This is a genomic window from Cutibacterium avidum ATCC 25577 (assembly GCF_000227295.1).
GTDB lineage: Bacteria > Actinomycetota > Actinomycetes > Propionibacteriales > Propionibacteriaceae > Cutibacterium > Cutibacterium avidum.
Genome location: NZ_JH165054.1, coordinates 1405974 through 1421711, shown reverse-complemented (window position 1 = coordinate 1421711; position 15738 = coordinate 1405974). Strand labels below are relative to the sequence as shown.

The following is a 15738-nucleotide window of genomic DNA, read 5'->3' as shown; positions in this document are numbered from 1 at the left end:
GAAAGGCATTTATGACAGATTCCCACAAGACCAAGCGACCTCGCATGAGCATCCTGCGGCCAGTGACGGGCCCCAACGCCCTTCACCTGTCCGACATCTTCCGAAACGAGACCACCGGCGGCATGCTCATGCTGGCAGCCACGGTCGCAGCCCTCTTGTGGGCCAATTTCGGTCAGCACTCGTACCACTTCTTCCGCGAATTGACCGTTGGTCCTCTCACGATCGAGGGGTGGGCAGCTGACGGTCTGCTGACGATCTTCTTCTTCATCGCAGGCCTCGAACTCAAGCGAGAGTTCGTCGAGGGTTCACTGTCACGACCCGCCGACGCCCTGGTTCCCATCGTCGCCGCCGTCTGCGGAATGGTGTTCCCGGCCGGCATCTACACGTTGTTCAACGTACTGTCCACCGAGGGACATCCAGCAGGTTGGGCCATCCCGATGGCCACTGACATCGCCTTTGCCCTGGCAGTACTGGCCATCGTGGGATCTGGGCTGCCACAGGCCGTGCGAGCATTCCTACTCACACTGGCCATCGCCGACGATCTCGGGTCCATCATCGTCATCGCGATCTTCTTCTCCAACGGAATCGACATCTGGTGGCTCCTGGGCGCGATTGCCTGTATCGCCCTGTGGGGGGTCATGCAGCACTTCCACGTCGACAACGGTTGGTGGTACGTCCCGATCTTCATCGTCGGGTGGTGGTGCATGCTGCACTCCGGTGTCCACGCCACCATCGCCGGTGTCGCCTTCGGTCTGCTCACCCGCACCGAGGAGGACGTCCTCGACGACCCCGTCGACCGTTGGCAGCACAAGGTTGAACCGTGGTCCGCTGGTGCCGTCGTCCCCTTCTTCGCCCTCATGAGCGCCGGAGTGCAGGTCAGCAAGGAGACCTTCCTCGGTCTGTGGACCCACCCCATCTCCCTGGGCATCATCTGCGGCCTCATCGGCGGCAAGGTCATCGGCATCACGTTAGGCTCCTGGCTGACTGCCCGGTTCACCTCTGCCGAGCTGGGGCGAGGCGTCGTGTGGCGCGACATCATCGCGGTCGCCATGCTGGCCGGCATCGGATTCACCGTCTCGATGCTCATGACCGACCTGTCCTTCCCGAAGAACCACGACTTCGCCGACGAAGCCAAGGCCTCCGTGCTCGTGGCCTCCTTCCTGGCAGCCATCCTCGGAGGTGCCCTGCTCCATCATCGCGGCAAGAGGCACAGCTTGTGGGAGGAGAAGCATCCTCACGAGGTTCCGGTGGCTGCCGGTACCTCGAACAACACCGACTGACCCTGTTCCCTCGACGACAACTCGACCCGAATACAGCAGATCGGACCGATTCCCGTTAGGCTGAGATCACCATATTCATGACGCGGAGGCATCCCATGGCAGACAAGCTCCCGGTTGGCGACACGATCGACAACCTCAAGACGGACGGCCAGAAGTTCGTCCAGGACTCCAAGGCCTTGGTGACGGCGGAGATCAAGCCTGCAGCCAAGCACGCCGGGATTGGTGCCGGCATGTTCGGCGGCGCTGGCTACTTCGGCATCGTCGGCGCACTGCTGCTCTGGCTGTGCGGTGCCTTCGCCTTCTCCCTCATGTGGCAGCACATCGGTGACTGGAGCATCCTGCTGTCCTTGGTCGTTGGTTTCGCGACAATGGCCGTCGTCATGTTCATCCTGGCCGGCATCCTTGCCCTGGTCGGCAAGGGCCAGATCTCCCAGGTCAAGGCCCCTACCGGCGTCGTCGACGAGGCCAAGTCGACCCTCGAGGCCGTCAAGTCGGCCGTTGCCCGTGGCAAGTACAACGCCACTGCCCGCAGCAGCATCGACGCCAACGAGGTGTCCTCGCATGCCGCGTCAGCAGCCACTGGCGTTGCCGCCCCTCGCCGCGCCAGCGGCGCCACGGCTACCCGCCACTGAACTCAGGTTTGACGCTGACCCTCCCACGGCACTGTGGGAGGGTCAGCGTCGTTTTGTGCACCTTGATCTCGTGCTCTGACCTCGAGGATCAGGGGATGTCGTCGGGAGTGGTGCCCTCCGGCAGACGACGAGCCCCCAGATAGCCCTCCGGAATCTCCACCACGCGCTCTCGGTCCCACGGACGCGACCAGCCACCGCGGTCGAGCAAGGACTCGAGGACGTGAGCGGTGAATCCCCAGACGAAGAGGTCCGGCAGCACGAAAGCCGGCCCGCGATACCCCGACGGGTGACGGGTCGTGGCCCGAGCAGCCGGATTGGCCAGGTCCGCCAGCCTGACGCGCTGCACCAGGGCGACCTCGGCGGGATCCACGACCCCGACGGCCCCTTCCCCTCCCCAGGTGGCCACAACGGTGGTGACGTCGGACTGGCTGGCTGCTACGTGGGCCGTCGGGAGCACTCCCCTGACGGTGACGAGACCTCGATCCAACCCGACCTCCTCACGAGCCTCCCGCAGGGCTGTGTCGACGATGGTGTCATCAGCCTCCTCCGCGCGTCCCCCCGGCAGGGCGACCTGGCCGGCGTGGTGACGCAAGGACAGCGGGCGTCGCGTCAGGATGATGTCATTGTCGGTCTCGCTGACGAGGGCGAGTACTGCTGAGGACCGTCCACCACCGGGACGACGTCCCACCGAGAAATCGGGGTCGTCGCGGCCCAGGCTGGCGATGAGGGTACTCAGATGACTCATGACGGCCTTTCGAGAGCCTTGTCGATGGCGGAGTCGAGTTCCTGCTGGGAGCGCCACTGACCGCTGTGACGGGTGACGATGATGCCGTCCCTGACGATGAAGGTGACGGGGACCCCGCTGACCTGCCATGCGCCTCGGATGGTGCTGTCAGGATCTTGAAGCTGCGGGAAGGCCAGGCCGACCTCGCCGGCGAAGGAGATGACCTCGGATGCGTCGGACTCGGCGTAGTCGACCCCGAGGAAAGCGACCTGGTCGTGATAACGACGGTAGGCGTCTGCGATGAGAGGGGCCTCGCTGCGGCAGGGCCGGCACCACGACGCCCACACGGTCACCAGGGTGACTCCCTTGGAGGTTACCCTGGCCATCGAGACCGTCGGTCCCTCGCCGAGGCATTGCAGGCCGACGTCAGGCATCGGCCGACCTTCCGCGGCCGTCCCCGAGGTCTTGGAGATGGGCCCTGAGGACAGATGGGAGCAGTCCGGGACGCCGGCCTTGTTGCGTCGATGGGCCACGTCGGCGTCTCCACCGCAACCAGCCAGCATGGCGACGGCCATCACCGCGCCGAGAATGATCGTCTTCTTCATCGTCGCGGCTCCCTGACGAGGGCGGCAGCCTCCCCGGGGTCGGTCGGTCCCTCGCCGTAGGAGGGACACCATTCGGCCACTGGGCAGACCCCACATGCTGGGCGTCGGGAATGGCAGCGACGACGACCGTGCCAGATGAGGCGGTGGCACAGCATCACCCAGTCATTCGGGTCGAAGAGGCCGGCGAGATCGGTTTCCACCTTCGCCGGGGTGGTCGCGTCGGTCCAGCCGAGTCGTCGCGACACCCTCATGACGTGGGTGTCCGGGGTGATCCCGGGGACTCCGAAGGCATTGCCGAGGACGACATTGGCGGTCTTGCGGCCCACGCCTGGCAGGGTCACCAGGGAGTCGAGGCCTTCCGGGACGTCGCCGTCGAACTCGTCAACGAGTTTTGCGGCCATCGAGACCAGCCGCACCGCTCGGGTCGGCCCGAATCCCAGGGGTGCCACGACCGTCTCGACCTCGCCGACGTCAGCGCTCGCGAGGGCCTGTGGGTCGGGCCAGCGGGAGAACAGGGTGGGAGTGACGGTGTTCACCCGTCGGTCGGTCGTCTGGGCTGACAGCACAGTGGCGACGAGGAGCTGGTAGGGGCCGTCGTGGTCCAATTCGCATCGCGCATCCGGGTAGGCCTCGGCCAACAACCTGGCCACCTCGTCAGCGTGCTCCCTACACTGATCCCGACGCACTAAGGTGGTGGATGTGGCTGCCATGATTCCAAGCATAGAAGGAGAAAATGACCCCCGTGCCATCACAAAATGTGACACCTGCCACAATATAGGGACATGCATACGGTGACCCGACCGCCGATGGCCGGACGATGCAGGTGCTCATGAGGGGAGATGTTCGGATGGCAAATGTGGTGGCAACAGCGGCGACCCAACCGTTCTTCGCAGCTCTCGGCCCCGCCTCGGCCGCCCGGATCATGGCGATGTGTGAGGCCTTGGTCTGTCCGCGAAACACGGTGATCTTCGAGGCCGGCGACCCAGCCGACAACCTCTACCTCGTCGTCGAGGGCAAGGTGAAACTCACCCGTTCCACCACTGCCGAAGACCTCACCCCTCGAGACTCGCTGCTGTGGCTCATGGGCCCCGGCGACATGTTCGGGGAACTGTCACTGGTCGACGGCGGCATGCGCTCCACGACGGCCACTACCCTCACCCGCTGCAGCTTGCTCAAGGCACCTGGCATGCAGATGCGCGAACTCGTCGAGACCCGCCACGATGTCGCCCTGGCCATGCTGGGTCGACTCTCGGAGCGACTGCGTCGGGCCGACGACAACACCGCCCACTTCGTCTCCGGTGACGTTCCCAGCCGTCTGGCCTACACCTTGCTCGACCTGGCACGCCGGTTCGGCACCGCGAACCCGTCGACAGGTCACATCGTCGTCCGTCATGACCTCACCCAGCACGAACTCGCCCAGGCCGTTGGTTCCTCCCGTGAGACCGTCAACAAGGCTCTCACCGACTTCACCGCTCACGGCTGGATCGCCGCACGTCCCAAGGTCGTCACGATCATGGAGCCGGAGAAGCTCACGGCGCGCGCCAACTGAGCCCTCAGAAGGCCGCTCCCCCAAGAGGATCCGAGACCGAGAAAAGCGTCCGGGGCCAAGTACGAAACCTGACCTCGGACGCTGTGGTGATCCTTGGGTGATCAGACCTCGACGGTCAGCTCAACCTCGACGGCCGATCCGAGCGGCAGGGTGGCCACACCGACGGCGCTGCGGGCGTGACGGCCGTGCTCACCGAAGATCTGTCCGAGCAGCTGGGAGGCGCCGTTGGCGACACCGGCCTGGCCGGTGAAGTCCGGAGCGGAGTTGACGAAGACGACAACCCGGACGACGCGCTTGATGGCATCGAGTCCACCGGCAACGTCAGCGGCAGCCGCGATCGCGTTGAGGACCGCAGTACGTGCAGCCTCGGTGGCCTGCTCCGCGGAGACGGTGTCCCCCACCTTGCCGACGGCGGTGAGCTCGCCGTCGACGAAAGGCAGCTGGCCAGAGGTCAGGATCTGTGACCCAGTCTGGATGGCCGGCACGTAGTCGGCCACCGGAGCCGCAACCGACGGGAGAGTGATTCCCAGTTCAGCGCACTTCGTCGTGGCACTCATCGGGACTGCTCCTGGTCAGGCAGCGGGCGCTTGAAGTAGCCCACCAGTGATTCCGGATTGGGGCCGGCGACGATCTGGACGAGTTCCCAGCCGTCGGCTCCGAAGTTGTTGAGGATCTGCTGCGAGGCGTGCACCAGAATCGGTGCCGTGAAGTACTCCCATCGAGTCATGACTTCACCCTAGCGGTTTTCGGTTGAGAGCCCTGATCGGCGAGCAACACGTCGCGCCAGCTCGTCACGTCCGGACGCTCGCGCAACAGGCGTCGCCTCTCGCGCTCGGTCATGCCTCCCCAAACTCCCCACTCGAGGCGGTTGTCCAGGGCTTCGGCAAGGCACTCGGGACGCACGCGGCAATCAGTGCAGATCCGCCTGGCGCGGCGCTGCTCCTTCCCGTCCGGGAAGAGGGCATCTGCCATACCGCGGCAGTTCGCGAGGAGTGTCCAATCGTCAGCTTCGTTGCTTCCCACGAGCCTCACGGTACGCGGTACGGATGCCTTTTGACAAGGCACAGCGCCCCCGAATCGACTGCGCATCGGGGCAAATCGTGGTATTGCTCACACCGACGTCTAGAGTTGTGTCATGGACACCACGGCCACCATTGGTTGGGGAATCGCGGGCACTGGACGCATCGCCCGCACGGTTCTCGACGACTTCGCACACGTCCCTGGAGCACGCATTTCCGCCGTCGCGTCGAGGTCGATCGCGCGCGCCGATGCCTTCGCCGATCTGGTCTCCCAGAGCCTCGGCACACCCCGTCCCAACGTCCATGACTCGTATGCCGAAATGATCGCCAATCCCGCCGTTGACGTCATTTATGTGGCAACTCCACACCCTCAGCACCGCCCGATCGCCCTGGCTGCCATCGAGGCAGGCAAGGCCGTTCTGGTCGAGAAGTCCTTCGCTGCCACCGCCGAGGCAGCGACCGAAATGGCCGAGGCTGCTCGGGCTCACGAGGTCTTCGCGATGGAGGGGATGTGGACCCGATTCCTTCCCGTCGTCACCGAGATGATCGACGCCGTCAACAGCGGTGCGATCGGGGAGCCGACAGGTGTTCAGGGGGACTTGTTCGCCCTGCGCGATTATGACCCGGAGGACCGTCTCTTCTCGCCTGCGCTAGGTGGCGGAGTGACCCTCGACCTCGGTGTCTACGCCCTCGATTTCGCCATCCGGCTCCTCGGTGAACCCACCGAGGTCATCGCTCGTGGCAAGCACTTCCCGAATGGCGTCGACTCCGATGCCTCCATGCTGCTGACCTTCCCGAAGGACAAGTTCGCCACACTGGCGATCTCCCTGACCTCCGACGGCCCAGGACGCATGACGATCCAGGGCACTGACGGATGGATCGAGGTGGAGCCCCGGTTCCACCATCCCAGCCGCATCCTCATCCATCGTCGCGGGGCCATCCCGGAGGTCCACAACACTCCTGCCCTGGGACGTGGTTATGCCCACGAGCTCATCGAGGTCTGCGAGTGCCTGCGGGCTGGGCGCACCGAGAGCCAGACAATGCCGCTGGATGCCACCCTGGCAGTAGCTCGCACGATGGCCAACATCCTCGACCAGCTCGGCGTCAAGAATCACGACGACACCGAGTTGCCGTCCTGATCCTGACCCCGATTCTCCCCCTGACAACGTGCATCGGGCGGCCACCTTTGAAGGGTGGCCGCCCGATGTCATGGGTCCATCAAACCTTCTCGACCTTCACGGCGAGGCCGAGCTCCTCGTCGCGGGACCACTGCTCGTCAGCCTCGCCGCGGTTGGCCGAGGTGGCCAGCACCTCGCCGGTGATCTCGTCGAGGTGCTCCTCGATTGCCACCGCCAGCTCACCGTCAGCCTGCCAGGACAGGCAGATGCGGTCGGAGACGTCCAGGCCGGCCTTCTTGCGGCTGTCCTGGATGAACCGGATGACCTCACGGGCCTGACCGGAGCGGGCCAGCTCCGGGGTGATCTCCAGATCCAGGGCCACCGTCTCACCCTGCTCGTTGAGGACGCTCCACCCCTCACGCGGACGCTCGGAGACAATGACCTCGTCAGCAGTCACGACCGCCCTGCCGCCCTCGACCTCGGGCACCTCCAGCTCGACCGAGCCGTGGGAGGCCAGCTCGGAGGCCAGCCATTCCGGATCGGCAGCGGCGATGGCGGCAGCGACCTTCGGGGTGGCCTTGGCGTACTTCTTGCCGAGTGCCCGGAAGTTGCCCTTCGCGGAGTGGTCGACGAGGTCGCCGGCCGCGGTGAAGGAATCCAAGGCCATGACGTTGAGCTCGGAACGAATCTCGGCCTGCAGATCCTCGTCCAGCTTGGCCAGGGCGGCACCCGAGATGAGGGCACGCGACAGCGGCTGACGGATCTTGGCCCTGGCCTCGGCGCGAGCGCCACGACCCAACTCGACGATGCGTCGGGCCAGATCCATCGACTCGGTCAAGGACTCGTCGATGACGGACTCGTCGGCAACCGGCCAGGTCGACAGGTGCACCGACGTCTGGCCCCCAGGATTCGTCGTCACGAAGAGGTCCTGCCAGACGCGCTCAGTGATGAACGGGACCATCGGGGCCATCAGACGGGTGAGTGTCTCGAGGGTCTCGTGCAAGGTCCACAGGGCGCTCTGATCGCCGTCCCAGAAGCGACGCCGGGAGCGACGCACATACCAGTTGGACATCTCGTCGACGAACTGGGCGATGAGGGTTCCGGTGCGCTGGGTGTCGAAGTTGTTCAGTGCCTCGGTGACCTCACGGACGAGGACGTTGGTGGCGCTGACCAGCCAGCGGTCCAGGACGTGGCGCCCGGCGACGGCCGGAGCCGCGGGAGCGGTGGCCGGGGACCAGTCATTGGCGCGGGCGTACAGGGCATGGAAGCTGACGGTGTTCCAGTAGGTCAGCAGGACCTTGCGGACTGTCTCCTGGATGGTCTCGTCACCGACGCGACGAGCGCTCCATGGGGAACCGTCAGCGGCCATGAACCAGCGCACCGCGTCGGCACCGTGCTTGTCCATGAGTGGGATGGGCAGCAGGATGTTGCCCAGGTGCTTGCTCATCTTGCGGCCGTCCTCGGCGAGGATGTGGCCCAGGCACAGCACGTTGCGATACGAGGACTCGTCAAGGACGAGGGTTCCGACGGCCATCATGGTGTAGAACCAGCCACGGGTCTGGTCGATGGCCTCACAGATGAAGTCGCCCGGGTAATGGGCCTCGAACTTCTCCTTGGAACCGGGAACGTGCGGGTAACCCCACTGGGCGAAGGGCATCGAGCCCGAGTCCAGCCAGGCGTCGGCCACCTCGGGGACGCGGTGGTAGGTGTGACCGTCACGGGTGAGGGTCACCTCGTCGATGAACGGACGGTGCGGGTCCATTCCGGTGAGGTCGCGTCCGGCATACTGGGACAGTTCAGCCAGGGACTCAACGCAAATGACGTCGGAGGGATCGTCGTCGTTGCGCCACAGTGGCAGCGGGGTGCCCCAGTAGCGCGAGCGGCTGACGGCCCAGTCAATGTTGTTCTCGAGCCAGTCGCCGAAGCGGCCGTGCTTGATCGTCTCGGGGTACCAGGTGGTGCCCTCGTTCTGCTCGAGCAGCTGCTCCTTGACGCGGGTGGTGCGGATGTACCACGACGGTTGGGCGTAATAGATGAGGTGGGTGTCACAGCGCCAGCAGTGCGGATAGGAGTGCCAGTGCATCTCGAGTCGGAACAGGATTCCGCGCTTGTCGAGGTCGTCGCACAGCGGCTTGTCAGCAGTCTTGAAGAACTGCCCACCGACCATCGGGACCGACTCGTCGAAGGTGCCGTCGGGACGGATCGGGTTGACCAGCGGCAGGCCGTAGCGACGGCAGGTCAGCAGGTCGTCGGCGCCGAAGGCCGGAGCCTGGTGGACCAGGCCGGTACCGTCCTCGGTGGTGACGTAGTCGCCGAGGACAACGAAGTTGGCGTCAGCAGGGGTTGGACGGCCGTCGGTGGTGACGCGCTCGGTCCTGGGCCACTCCAGGAAGTCATAGGGACGCTCATAGGCCCAGAACTCCATCTCGGTACCCATGAAGGACTCGCCGGTCAGGCTCCACCCCTCACCCAGCACCTTCTCAAAGAGCGGCTCGGCGATGACGAGGTCCTCGGAGACCGGGTCGTCCCCGGAGATGGTGGCGACGGCGTCGGAACCTTCGGGAACCGGATTCTGGTGAGCGACGACGTAACGCACCTCGGGATGCACCGCGACCGCGGTGTTCGAGATGAGGGTCCACGGGGTGGTCGTCCACACCAGCAGCTTGGCGCGACCGGCCAGTGGGCCCGAGGTCACCGGGAAGCGGACGAAGATCGACGGGTCGCGGTCGTCCTGGTAGCCCTGGGCCAGCTCGTGGTCGGACAAGGTCGTGCCACACCGCGGGCAGTACGGAGCGACGCGGTGGTCCTCGCCGAGCAGACCCTTGTCCCAGATCCGCTTGAGGCCCCACCACACCGACTCGACGTAGGACGGGTTCATCGTCCAGTACGCCTCATCCATGTTGACCCAGTAGCCCATTCGCTCGGTGAGCTCGCTGAAAGCGTCGACGTGGCGGGTGACGGATTCACGGCACTTGGCGTTGAAGGGCTCGACGCCGTACTTCTCGATGTCGGGCTTGCCGGAGAACCCCAGCTCCTTCTCGACGGCCAGCTCGACAGGCAGGCCGTGGCAGTCCCAGCCGGCCTTGCGGTCGACGCGGAATCCCTGCATGGTCTTGAAGCGGGGGAAGACGTCCTTGAAGACGCGAGCCTCGACGTGGTGGGTACCAGGCTGACCGTTGGCGGTCGGCGGACCCTCGAAGAAGGTCCACGGCTGGCCGTCCTTAGTGGCCTCCAGGGTCTTCTCGAAAGTGTGTTCCCGGGCCCACAGATCCATGATCTCGTGGTCCATCGCGGGAAGGTCAATCTGCGGCGGCACGCTGTTGTACTGCCGGCAGTTGTCAGGGCGGACTGAGTTCACATCGGTCATCGCGGCGGGTGGATCCTTCGTCTCGGGTCTCCGAGGGACGAGCACACCGGATTCTCCGGGTACCCGCGGTACCACCCTCCTTGCGCGACGTCGACGACGTCGGCCTCTCGGTTCGTCGATCGCTGCCGGTTCTACTGAGGTGGTGTGTGCACGTACCCGTTCTTCCGGCGACTCCGGGGTGATCGCCCCATCACTGCCTTGCGGTCGCAAGCATCTTACTCCAACTGGAGAGAATTGTGGCGGGTCTCCGGGCACGGTGGCAATGACGTCGCTCCACGGCGTCTTTGCCACCACCGACGCCACGAACGACCATCATGTACCGAAATGCCACACACCCGGGATATCCGCCTGCCCGCACGTAGACACGTGATCGAGGCGTCGTACCACAAACGCCGGTGGCACGCAGGTTTCAGAGTCAGCCACGGACCCCGGAGGAACCCTACCTGCCCATACCGGCCAGTTGGCCCCGTCCAAGCGGATCACCCACGGCTACACCACATGGCGAGACCTCACCAGCGAAGTAGAGATCCCCAGAAGGCAAAGGGTCCCTGAGAACACTGCAGACAATGCATCTGTGCGATCCTTCACCGGCCAAGACCACAGAGCTTCGAGACTCGTGGTGCTCCCCGCCACAAGACTCATGAGGACCCAGATAGTGGCAGGTAGGGCTGACAGCCTCTTGACACCAAGTGCGTTGGCGAAAAGGGTCACCCCAGACAATCCGACAATATTTCGCGTGGCAACCATTCCGACGGGAAGATCTCCCACATATGCCACGGTTCCAAGAAGCACGGCCGACGTCATTGACAAGAGGCAATCGGCAAGTGCAGTCCGCCGCCCCGATCCTACTTCCAGCCGCGTGTCACGCCGCGAAAGACACCAACCTTGCACGATGACCACGCACAAGGGAACTACGGCGGCATTAGGAACGTCAACACCGCTCCCGGTCAAAAACGGGGGGATCGTGACCATGACCTCGGAAGTGAGCCCGATGAGGACACAACAAACCACAGTAGCTGCAAGCAAAGATAACAGGGACCGATTTCGCGCCCATGCCCTCCAGCCCAGCACCACATTACGGCTCAACATGTCCGAAGCCGGGCTCGATCTTGTTCAATAATGCTGGCCTGTTTCTCGATCGGCAATCGATCGATGGATTTCAACCACTCACGAGTCTCTGGGGACAATGTCGCGTCTCGCGCCTCGATGCCGGAATGTTCCACCAACCAAGCGACAACACGCTCCTGGACATCTTCCACCCAGATCTCCACTTGGTCTTTACGAGCTTGGCATGGAGCAACAGCCATGCCATCTGCGACTGCTGACAGTGCGGGTCCTGCCGATCCAGACGCATTCTCTGCTGACGCCGACCACCAAACGGTTGTTTGAGTCGATTGTCCAGTGCCCTGCCGATATTCCCTTGGAACATGAATCCCGTTAGCCCTCCACGCAGCATCTGCCTTCTGCACTATGGGACCCAGGAGTTGGAGGTCCTGCGGCCCCCAGGTACACACCGTGGGATCCTTCAAACACGTCTGTGTTCCAGTTCGAGGCACGGCAGGGAGAGCACCCACACCCTCCACCTCACGGAACCCAATTAACACTGTTGAGACCAGCCCGATAATCAAGACCACGGTCACGATGGCATTTGGATGACGGCGCTCTCTACCCGCAATGAGCGCCATCATCGACACGACAAGAACGCCGCATGCCATCGTCATACCGGCCACAAGGACTCGCGGATCTAGCATCTCCCCCACATTGCAGCAGCTCATGTAATAGCCAACCAGATACCTCAATTCCAGTACCGATACGGCCGGGCCATACAAAACGAGCACAAATGGGATCCCAAGAGCTGTCGGTGCTGCCAATGCCAATGGCCATGACACTCCAATCACGGCACCAAAGACACCCCACGCGAGCATCCAGACAACACCAATCAATGACATTCTTACAATTTGATCCCCAGATCCTGAAAGCAGAACTGAAACACCTACAGCCATTGCGGAGGGAAGAACAGCAATTGCCCACCACGGCGCCACAATTCTCAACCGAGACCGCTTGGATAATCTCTTTAGAATCTGGCCTTCGGTAAATCTCCGAAGTTCCAAGCAAGTGCTCAGTGCGACGGGCCCCGCAACCATCATGAATGCGTAAAGTGTGCTGGAAGCTCGCTCAATAGTTGAGTGTGCCTGAGGATTCCCAAATGCTCCATAGCACCACATGAGCAGCATTACCGGCAAAAGACGCACACCATAAGATCGCCGGAGCAGGAGACGCCACGTCATGATGCCTGCTCCGATGCACCCACGACATCGAGAAATGCCGCCTCTGCTGCATGAGAAGATCCCGCACCATGCATCAGGAACTCATCGGTCGATCCGTCGTAGACAATATGCCCCTCATGCAATATCACGACCCTGTTGTACATTGAGTCAATGTCGGAAGTGTCGTGAGTGGACACCACAAAACTACGAGTAGCGCCGAGTTTCGTGAGCAGATTCCGAAATACGTGCTTCTGCGCTGGATCAAGGCCAGCGGTCGGCTCATCGAGCAAAACAATCGGCTGTCCGCCTACCAGAGCTTGAGCCAGACCAACTCGACGCAGCTGTCCTCCGGACAACTGATTGGGCTTGTCCTTAAGGTGGTCTTCCAATTGGACTGCCTCTAGCGCCATAACTGCCCGCTTCTCGCTCTGGGATGAACTACACCCGCCAAGCCAAGCTGAATATGCGACTTGTTCAACCACCCGGAATCCAGGAATTGGCCTGATCTGCTGGGGCATCAGAGACACAACAGAGCGGGGATCCTTGCCTCCATCCACAGCAATTAACCCCGCAGAGGGCCGAAGTTCGCCCGCACATAACCGCAGCAGGGTGGTCTTCCCCGCTCCATTAAGGCCCAAGAGAACCGTCGGCCCCATATCACCCAGAATCAAGTTCAGTTCAGTAAAAAGCCGGGATCTGCGTCGCGGATAGGAGAAATGAACCCCTTCAAGCTGTAGGGTCCGGGTCACCATCGGATCCGGAAATCACGAACAGAAAGCTTCAACCACGTAGTAGATCCCCCCGTCAGGCCAACTAGCCGGAATCTGTAAGTTCCGGCAGGCAGGCGCCCATAGTAAGCGGAACCTGTCTTCGCGCACGACAGCGCCTTGTCACCGAATTTTACATCTGGTCTAAAGTCCCTTACCTGACGCAGATTGTACGTTGCGGTTTTAGGAATCACACCGGCACTATCGGGCGCGGGCGAACACTTCGTGTAGTGCGAGAGGCTAGTCCTGCCATCATGCCGGTTAGGATCATTCCACTTAGACGATTCATGTCCCACCGCCCAGTTGGAGATGTACGTGTTCTTAGCCCCATCTGGAGTTTCTGCCCATGCCGTAGCGCACCCAATTACGCCGAGACAAGTGGCCGCTATTGTCACGCCTGCAACCGTTCGATTCTTCATACAGCTAGCCCTCGTAGCCTAGTGCCCGCCACCCCTCGGCGGATCATCGCTAGGCGAGCGTATTCGCAGACATTGGTTGCAGTCAAGACGGTGACGACACTCATGGGTTCCCGCGTACGAGGGACCGTGCCTCACCTCATTTTCCCCGCGAAACGGTGTAGGTCAGTCACGGCGGAGAGCCGGTGGTGGTGGGGTGAGACTGCCGATGCCAGCACGGACAGAAGCCATGACGAAAAGGCACGAAACCGGGTATGTGGCTGCCCCACGAAAAAGGGCAAGAACCCGATCCCCGACACCGCCGTCGAGATCACCGGCCCAAAACTCAGGATTACGCTCGCCAACTGCCATTACGAGCGTCGAATCGTTCGTCACCCTGTTCTCTCACCGCCAGCAACTCCTCGACGACCTTGGCAACCCCGTCCTCGGCGTTCGACGGCGCCCGGTGGCGGGCCGCTTCGACCGCCACCGGCACCGCATTGGCCATCGCGTAGGAGTCCCCTGCCCACTCCAACATCTCGACGTCGTTGGCCCCATCCCCGAAGGCGACGGTGTCGCGCTGATCGATTCCCAGGTGATCGCACAGCATCGCCAGACCAGAGTCCTTGGTGACCCCCTTGGCACTTATCTCCAGCATCGGCTTGCCGGAGGTGGTGACGTGGACCTCGTCGGTCATCCCGACACCGGCGGCACGGGCAGCGAGCTCCTCAATGGGCAGGCTGGGGTGACGAGCCACCATCTTGAGGCAGTCCCCGTCGAGGACCTCGTCGAGGTCCAGGGCCGGCATATCCGAGGGGTCACGAGAGTGGTCGGCGAAGGTCGTCAACCCTGCGTAACCACGCTGGGACGCAAAGGTGAGACCGTCGTCCTTAATCGTCAAGAAGCGGATGCCAGGAGCAGCAGCAAGGAGACGGTGGGCGAACTCATTCGCCACGGCAGCCGACATCAGCTGGCGGAAGAGCACCGTGTGGGCCTGGAGATCCCAGCAAATGGCGCCGTTGGAACACAGCGCCCACCGGCCCAGGTCGTCCCGCCATTTCTCAATGCCGTAGATCTGCCGGGCGGTGACCGGCACCACCGGCACCCCGACCCTCTCGGCAGCACGGATGGCATCACGGGTACGAGGGCTGATGGTGCCCTCAGGGGTCAGCAGGGTCCCGTCGAGATCTGTCGCTATCAACACACTGCGAGATTATCGGGATGCCAAGATCTTCTCGACGACAACGGCGAATCCGTCTTCGACGCACGACGGTGCCCGCAGATCGGCAGCGGCGACGGCCTCCGGCTTCGCACCACCCATCGCGTAGGAAGTTCCAGCCCACTGCAGCATTTCGACATCGTTGGCACCATCACCCAGGGCGACGACGTCGGCGCGGTCCTGTCCGAGGACCTTGCAGATGTGCTCCAGGCCACTGGCCTTGGTGACGCCGGCGGGTCCGGCCTCGGTCACCGTGAATCCCGCCCAGGTGGAGTGGACTCCAGGGGTGTCGAGAAGCCTGGACCGCTCGTAGACCTCGCCTGCGGGAACGCTCGGGTGCACGATCATGAGCTTGACGGCCTCGGTGGAACACAGTTCGTCGCGACTGACGAGGACATGCTCGGCGGGGTCGTTCTTGGACTCGAACGGCGGGACGATGTCGTCATACCCGTCCTCAACGAGGAAAACCGAGGAGTCCCCGATCTCCGCGCAGAAGACGGTACCCGGGATCTCGACGGTGAGCCGATCGACGTAAGCCCTGACGGTCGAGGCCGACATCGTCTTGGTGAAGAGGGTCGCACCGGCCGACAGGTCCACCCCAACGGCACCGTTGCTGACCAAGGCGTACCGGCGGAAGATCGGACCAAGGATCCGTAGCCCGCCGATGGCTCGCCCCGTCACCGGGACGACGTGGATCCCGGCTGCTTCGGCAGCTTCGAGAGCCGCGAGATTCCGGGCAGAAACGGTGGCGTCCGGGCGTAGGAATGTTCCGTCGAGATCAGTGGCGATGAGCACG

At 63.3% G+C, this 15738-nt stretch carries 16 protein-coding genes; 4 read left to right on the top strand and 12 right to left on the bottom strand.

Features of this window, described 5'->3' with window-relative positions; translation table 11 throughout:
- The first annotated feature begins 11 nt into the window (after positions 1 to 11).
- Together nhaA and HMPREF9153_RS06180 are read left to right on the top strand one after the other, a co-directional pair.
- Positions 12 to 1280, top strand: coding sequence for a Na+/H+ antiporter NhaA (gene nhaA / locus HMPREF9153_RS06185; RefSeq protein WP_004810376.1), 1269 nt, complete (start codon positions 12 to 14; stop codon positions 1278 to 1280).
- A gap of 95 nt (positions 1281 to 1375) precedes the next feature.
- Positions 1376 to 1912 carry a phage holin family protein gene (locus HMPREF9153_RS06180; RefSeq protein ID WP_004810375.1) on the top strand — a complete coding sequence of 179 codons (537 nt, stop codon included), beginning with the start codon at positions 1376 to 1378 and terminating at the stop codon, positions 1910 to 1912.
- A gap of 88 nt (positions 1913 to 2000) precedes the next feature.
- Here the strand turns inward: HMPREF9153_RS06180 and HMPREF9153_RS06175 are convergent, their stop codons facing one another.
- The 3 genes from HMPREF9153_RS06175 to nth are packed head-to-tail and all read right to left on the bottom strand — an operon-like array spanning position 2001 to position 3963.
- Positions 2001 to 2657 (bottom strand): NUDIX hydrolase, encoded by a 657-nt coding sequence (locus HMPREF9153_RS06175; protein ID WP_004810374.1) that lies wholly within the window; start codon positions 2655 to 2657, stop codon positions 2001 to 2003.
- A complete protein-coding gene (locus HMPREF9153_RS06170) occupies positions 2654 to 3241 on the bottom strand; it encodes a TlpA family protein disulfide reductase (protein WP_021108239.1) in 588 nt (195 codons plus the stop codon). The genes HMPREF9153_RS06175 and HMPREF9153_RS06170 overlap by 4 nt, the downstream gene beginning before the upstream one ends.
- Positions 3238 to 3963 (bottom strand): endonuclease III, encoded by a 726-nt coding sequence (gene nth, locus HMPREF9153_RS06165; RefSeq protein ID WP_004810372.1) that lies wholly within the window; start codon positions 3961 to 3963, stop codon positions 3238 to 3240. The genes HMPREF9153_RS06170 and nth overlap by 4 nt, the downstream gene beginning before the upstream one ends.
- A 95-nt stretch (positions 3964 to 4058) precedes the next feature.
- Between nth and HMPREF9153_RS06160 the strand changes: the two genes are divergently transcribed.
- The gene (locus HMPREF9153_RS06160) at positions 4059 to 4790 is read left to right on the top strand and encodes a Crp/Fnr family transcriptional regulator (RefSeq protein ID WP_004810371.1); all 732 of its coding nucleotides are present in this window, start codon (positions 4059 to 4061) and stop codon (positions 4788 to 4790) included.
- Between the two features lie 101 nt (positions 4791 to 4891).
- On the opposite strand, the gene HMPREF9153_RS06155 is transcribed toward HMPREF9153_RS06160, so the two are convergent.
- Genes HMPREF9153_RS06155 through HMPREF9153_RS06150 form a run of 3 tightly spaced genes read right to left on the bottom strand, consistent with a single transcriptional unit; the run spans position 4892 to position 5813 of the window.
- Positions 4892 to 5347, bottom strand: coding sequence for a RidA family protein (locus HMPREF9153_RS06155; protein ID WP_004810370.1), 456 nt, complete (start codon positions 5345 to 5347; stop codon positions 4892 to 4894).
- The gene (gene sp36 / locus HMPREF9153_RS12215; protein ID WP_004810369.1) at positions 5344 to 5517 is read right to left on the bottom strand and encodes a Sp36 family protein; all 174 of its coding nucleotides are present in this window, start codon (positions 5515 to 5517) and stop codon (positions 5344 to 5346) included. The genes HMPREF9153_RS06155 and sp36 overlap by 4 nt, the downstream gene beginning before the upstream one ends.
- On the bottom strand, positions 5514 to 5813 hold the full coding sequence (locus HMPREF9153_RS06150; RefSeq protein ID WP_080564865.1) for a WhiB family transcriptional regulator: 300 nt from the start codon (positions 5811 to 5813) through the stop codon (positions 5514 to 5516). Before HMPREF9153_RS06150 ends, sp36 begins: the two co-directional genes overlap by 4 nt.
- Before the next feature lie 112 nt (positions 5814 to 5925).
- Here HMPREF9153_RS06150 and HMPREF9153_RS06145 point away from each other — a divergent pair, with 112 nt between their 5' ends.
- A complete protein-coding gene (locus tag HMPREF9153_RS06145) occupies positions 5926 to 6948 on the top strand; it encodes a Gfo/Idh/MocA family protein (RefSeq protein WP_004810367.1) in 1023 nt (340 codons plus the stop codon).
- A gap of 79 nt (positions 6949 to 7027) precedes the next feature.
- Here HMPREF9153_RS06145 and ileS read toward each other — a convergent pair whose 3' ends face one another.
- From ileS to HMPREF9153_RS06125, 6 genes are all read right to left on the bottom strand, one after another.
- Positions 7028 to 10294, bottom strand: coding sequence for an isoleucine--tRNA ligase (gene ileS / locus HMPREF9153_RS06140; protein WP_004810366.1), 3267 nt, complete (start codon positions 10292 to 10294; stop codon positions 7028 to 7030).
- 489 nt (positions 10295 to 10783) lie between these two features.
- Positions 10784 to 11365 carry a hypothetical protein gene (locus tag HMPREF9153_RS11900; RefSeq protein WP_080564894.1) on the bottom strand — a complete coding sequence of 194 codons (582 nt, stop codon included), beginning with the start codon at positions 11363 to 11365 and terminating at the stop codon, positions 10784 to 10786.
- 11 nt (positions 11366 to 11376) lie between these two features.
- The gene (locus tag HMPREF9153_RS11895) at positions 11377 to 12528 is read right to left on the bottom strand and encodes a membrane protein (RefSeq protein WP_036910043.1); all 1152 of its coding nucleotides are present in this window, start codon (positions 12526 to 12528) and stop codon (positions 11377 to 11379) included.
- A 50-nt stretch (positions 12529 to 12578) separates the two neighbouring features.
- Positions 12579 to 13217 (bottom strand): ATP-binding cassette domain-containing protein, encoded by a 639-nt coding sequence (locus HMPREF9153_RS11890; RefSeq protein ID WP_171023503.1) that lies wholly within the window; start codon positions 13215 to 13217, stop codon positions 12579 to 12581.
- Positions 13218 to 14075: 858 nt separating this feature from the next.
- Positions 14076 to 14927 (bottom strand): Cof-type HAD-IIB family hydrolase, encoded by an 852-nt coding sequence (locus HMPREF9153_RS06130; RefSeq protein WP_004810361.1) that lies wholly within the window; start codon positions 14925 to 14927, stop codon positions 14076 to 14078.
- Between the two features lie 9 nt (positions 14928 to 14936).
- Positions 14937 to 15737 carry an HAD hydrolase family protein gene (locus HMPREF9153_RS06125; protein ID WP_004810360.1) on the bottom strand — a complete coding sequence of 267 codons (801 nt, stop codon included), beginning with the start codon at positions 15735 to 15737 and terminating at the stop codon, positions 14937 to 14939.
- Between the last annotated feature and the right edge of the window lies 1 nt (position 15738).

What these genes read in the sequence shown, in the direction of transcription:
- nhaA (WP_004810376.1), top strand. Translation starts at nt 12, where the DNA reads ATGACAGATTCCCACAAGACCAAGCGACCTCGCATGAGCATCCTGCGG.
- HMPREF9153_RS06180 (WP_004810375.1), top strand. Translation starts at nt 1,376, where the DNA reads ATGGCAGACAAGCTCCCGGTTGGCGACACGATCGACAACCTCAAGACG.
- HMPREF9153_RS06175 (WP_004810374.1), bottom strand. Translation starts at nt 2,657, where the DNA reads ATGAGTCATCTGAGTACCCTCATCGCCAGCCTGGGCCGCGACGACCCC.
- HMPREF9153_RS06170 (WP_021108239.1), bottom strand. Translation starts at nt 3,241, where the DNA reads ATGAAGAAGACGATCATTCTCGGCGCGGTGATGGCCGTCGCCATGCTG.
- nth (WP_004810372.1), bottom strand. Translation starts at nt 3,963, where the DNA reads ATGCTTGGAATCATGGCAGCCACATCCACCACCTTAGTGCGTCGGGAT.
- HMPREF9153_RS06160 (WP_004810371.1), top strand. Translation starts at nt 4,059, where the DNA reads ATGCAGGTGCTCATGAGGGGAGATGTTCGGATGGCAAATGTGGTGGCA.
- HMPREF9153_RS06155 (WP_004810370.1), bottom strand. Translation starts at nt 5,347, where the DNA reads ATGAGTGCCACGACGAAGTGCGCTGAACTGGGAATCACTCTCCCGTCG.
- sp36 (WP_004810369.1), bottom strand. Translation starts at nt 5,517, where the DNA reads ATGACTCGATGGGAGTACTTCACGGCACCGATTCTGGTGCACGCCTCG.
- HMPREF9153_RS06145 (WP_004810367.1), top strand. Translation starts at nt 5,926, where the DNA reads ATGGACACCACGGCCACCATTGGTTGGGGAATCGCGGGCACTGGACGC.
- ileS (WP_004810366.1), bottom strand. Translation starts at nt 10,294, where the DNA reads ATGACCGATGTGAACTCAGTCCGCCCTGACAACTGCCGGCAGTACAAC.
- HMPREF9153_RS11895 (WP_036910043.1), bottom strand. Translation starts at nt 12,528, where the DNA reads ATGCTGCTCATGTGGTGCTATGGAGCATTTGGGAATCCTCAGGCACAC.
- HMPREF9153_RS11890 (WP_171023503.1), bottom strand. Translation starts at nt 13,217, where the DNA reads ATGGGGCCGACGGTTCTCTTGGGCCTTAATGGAGCGGGGAAGACCACC.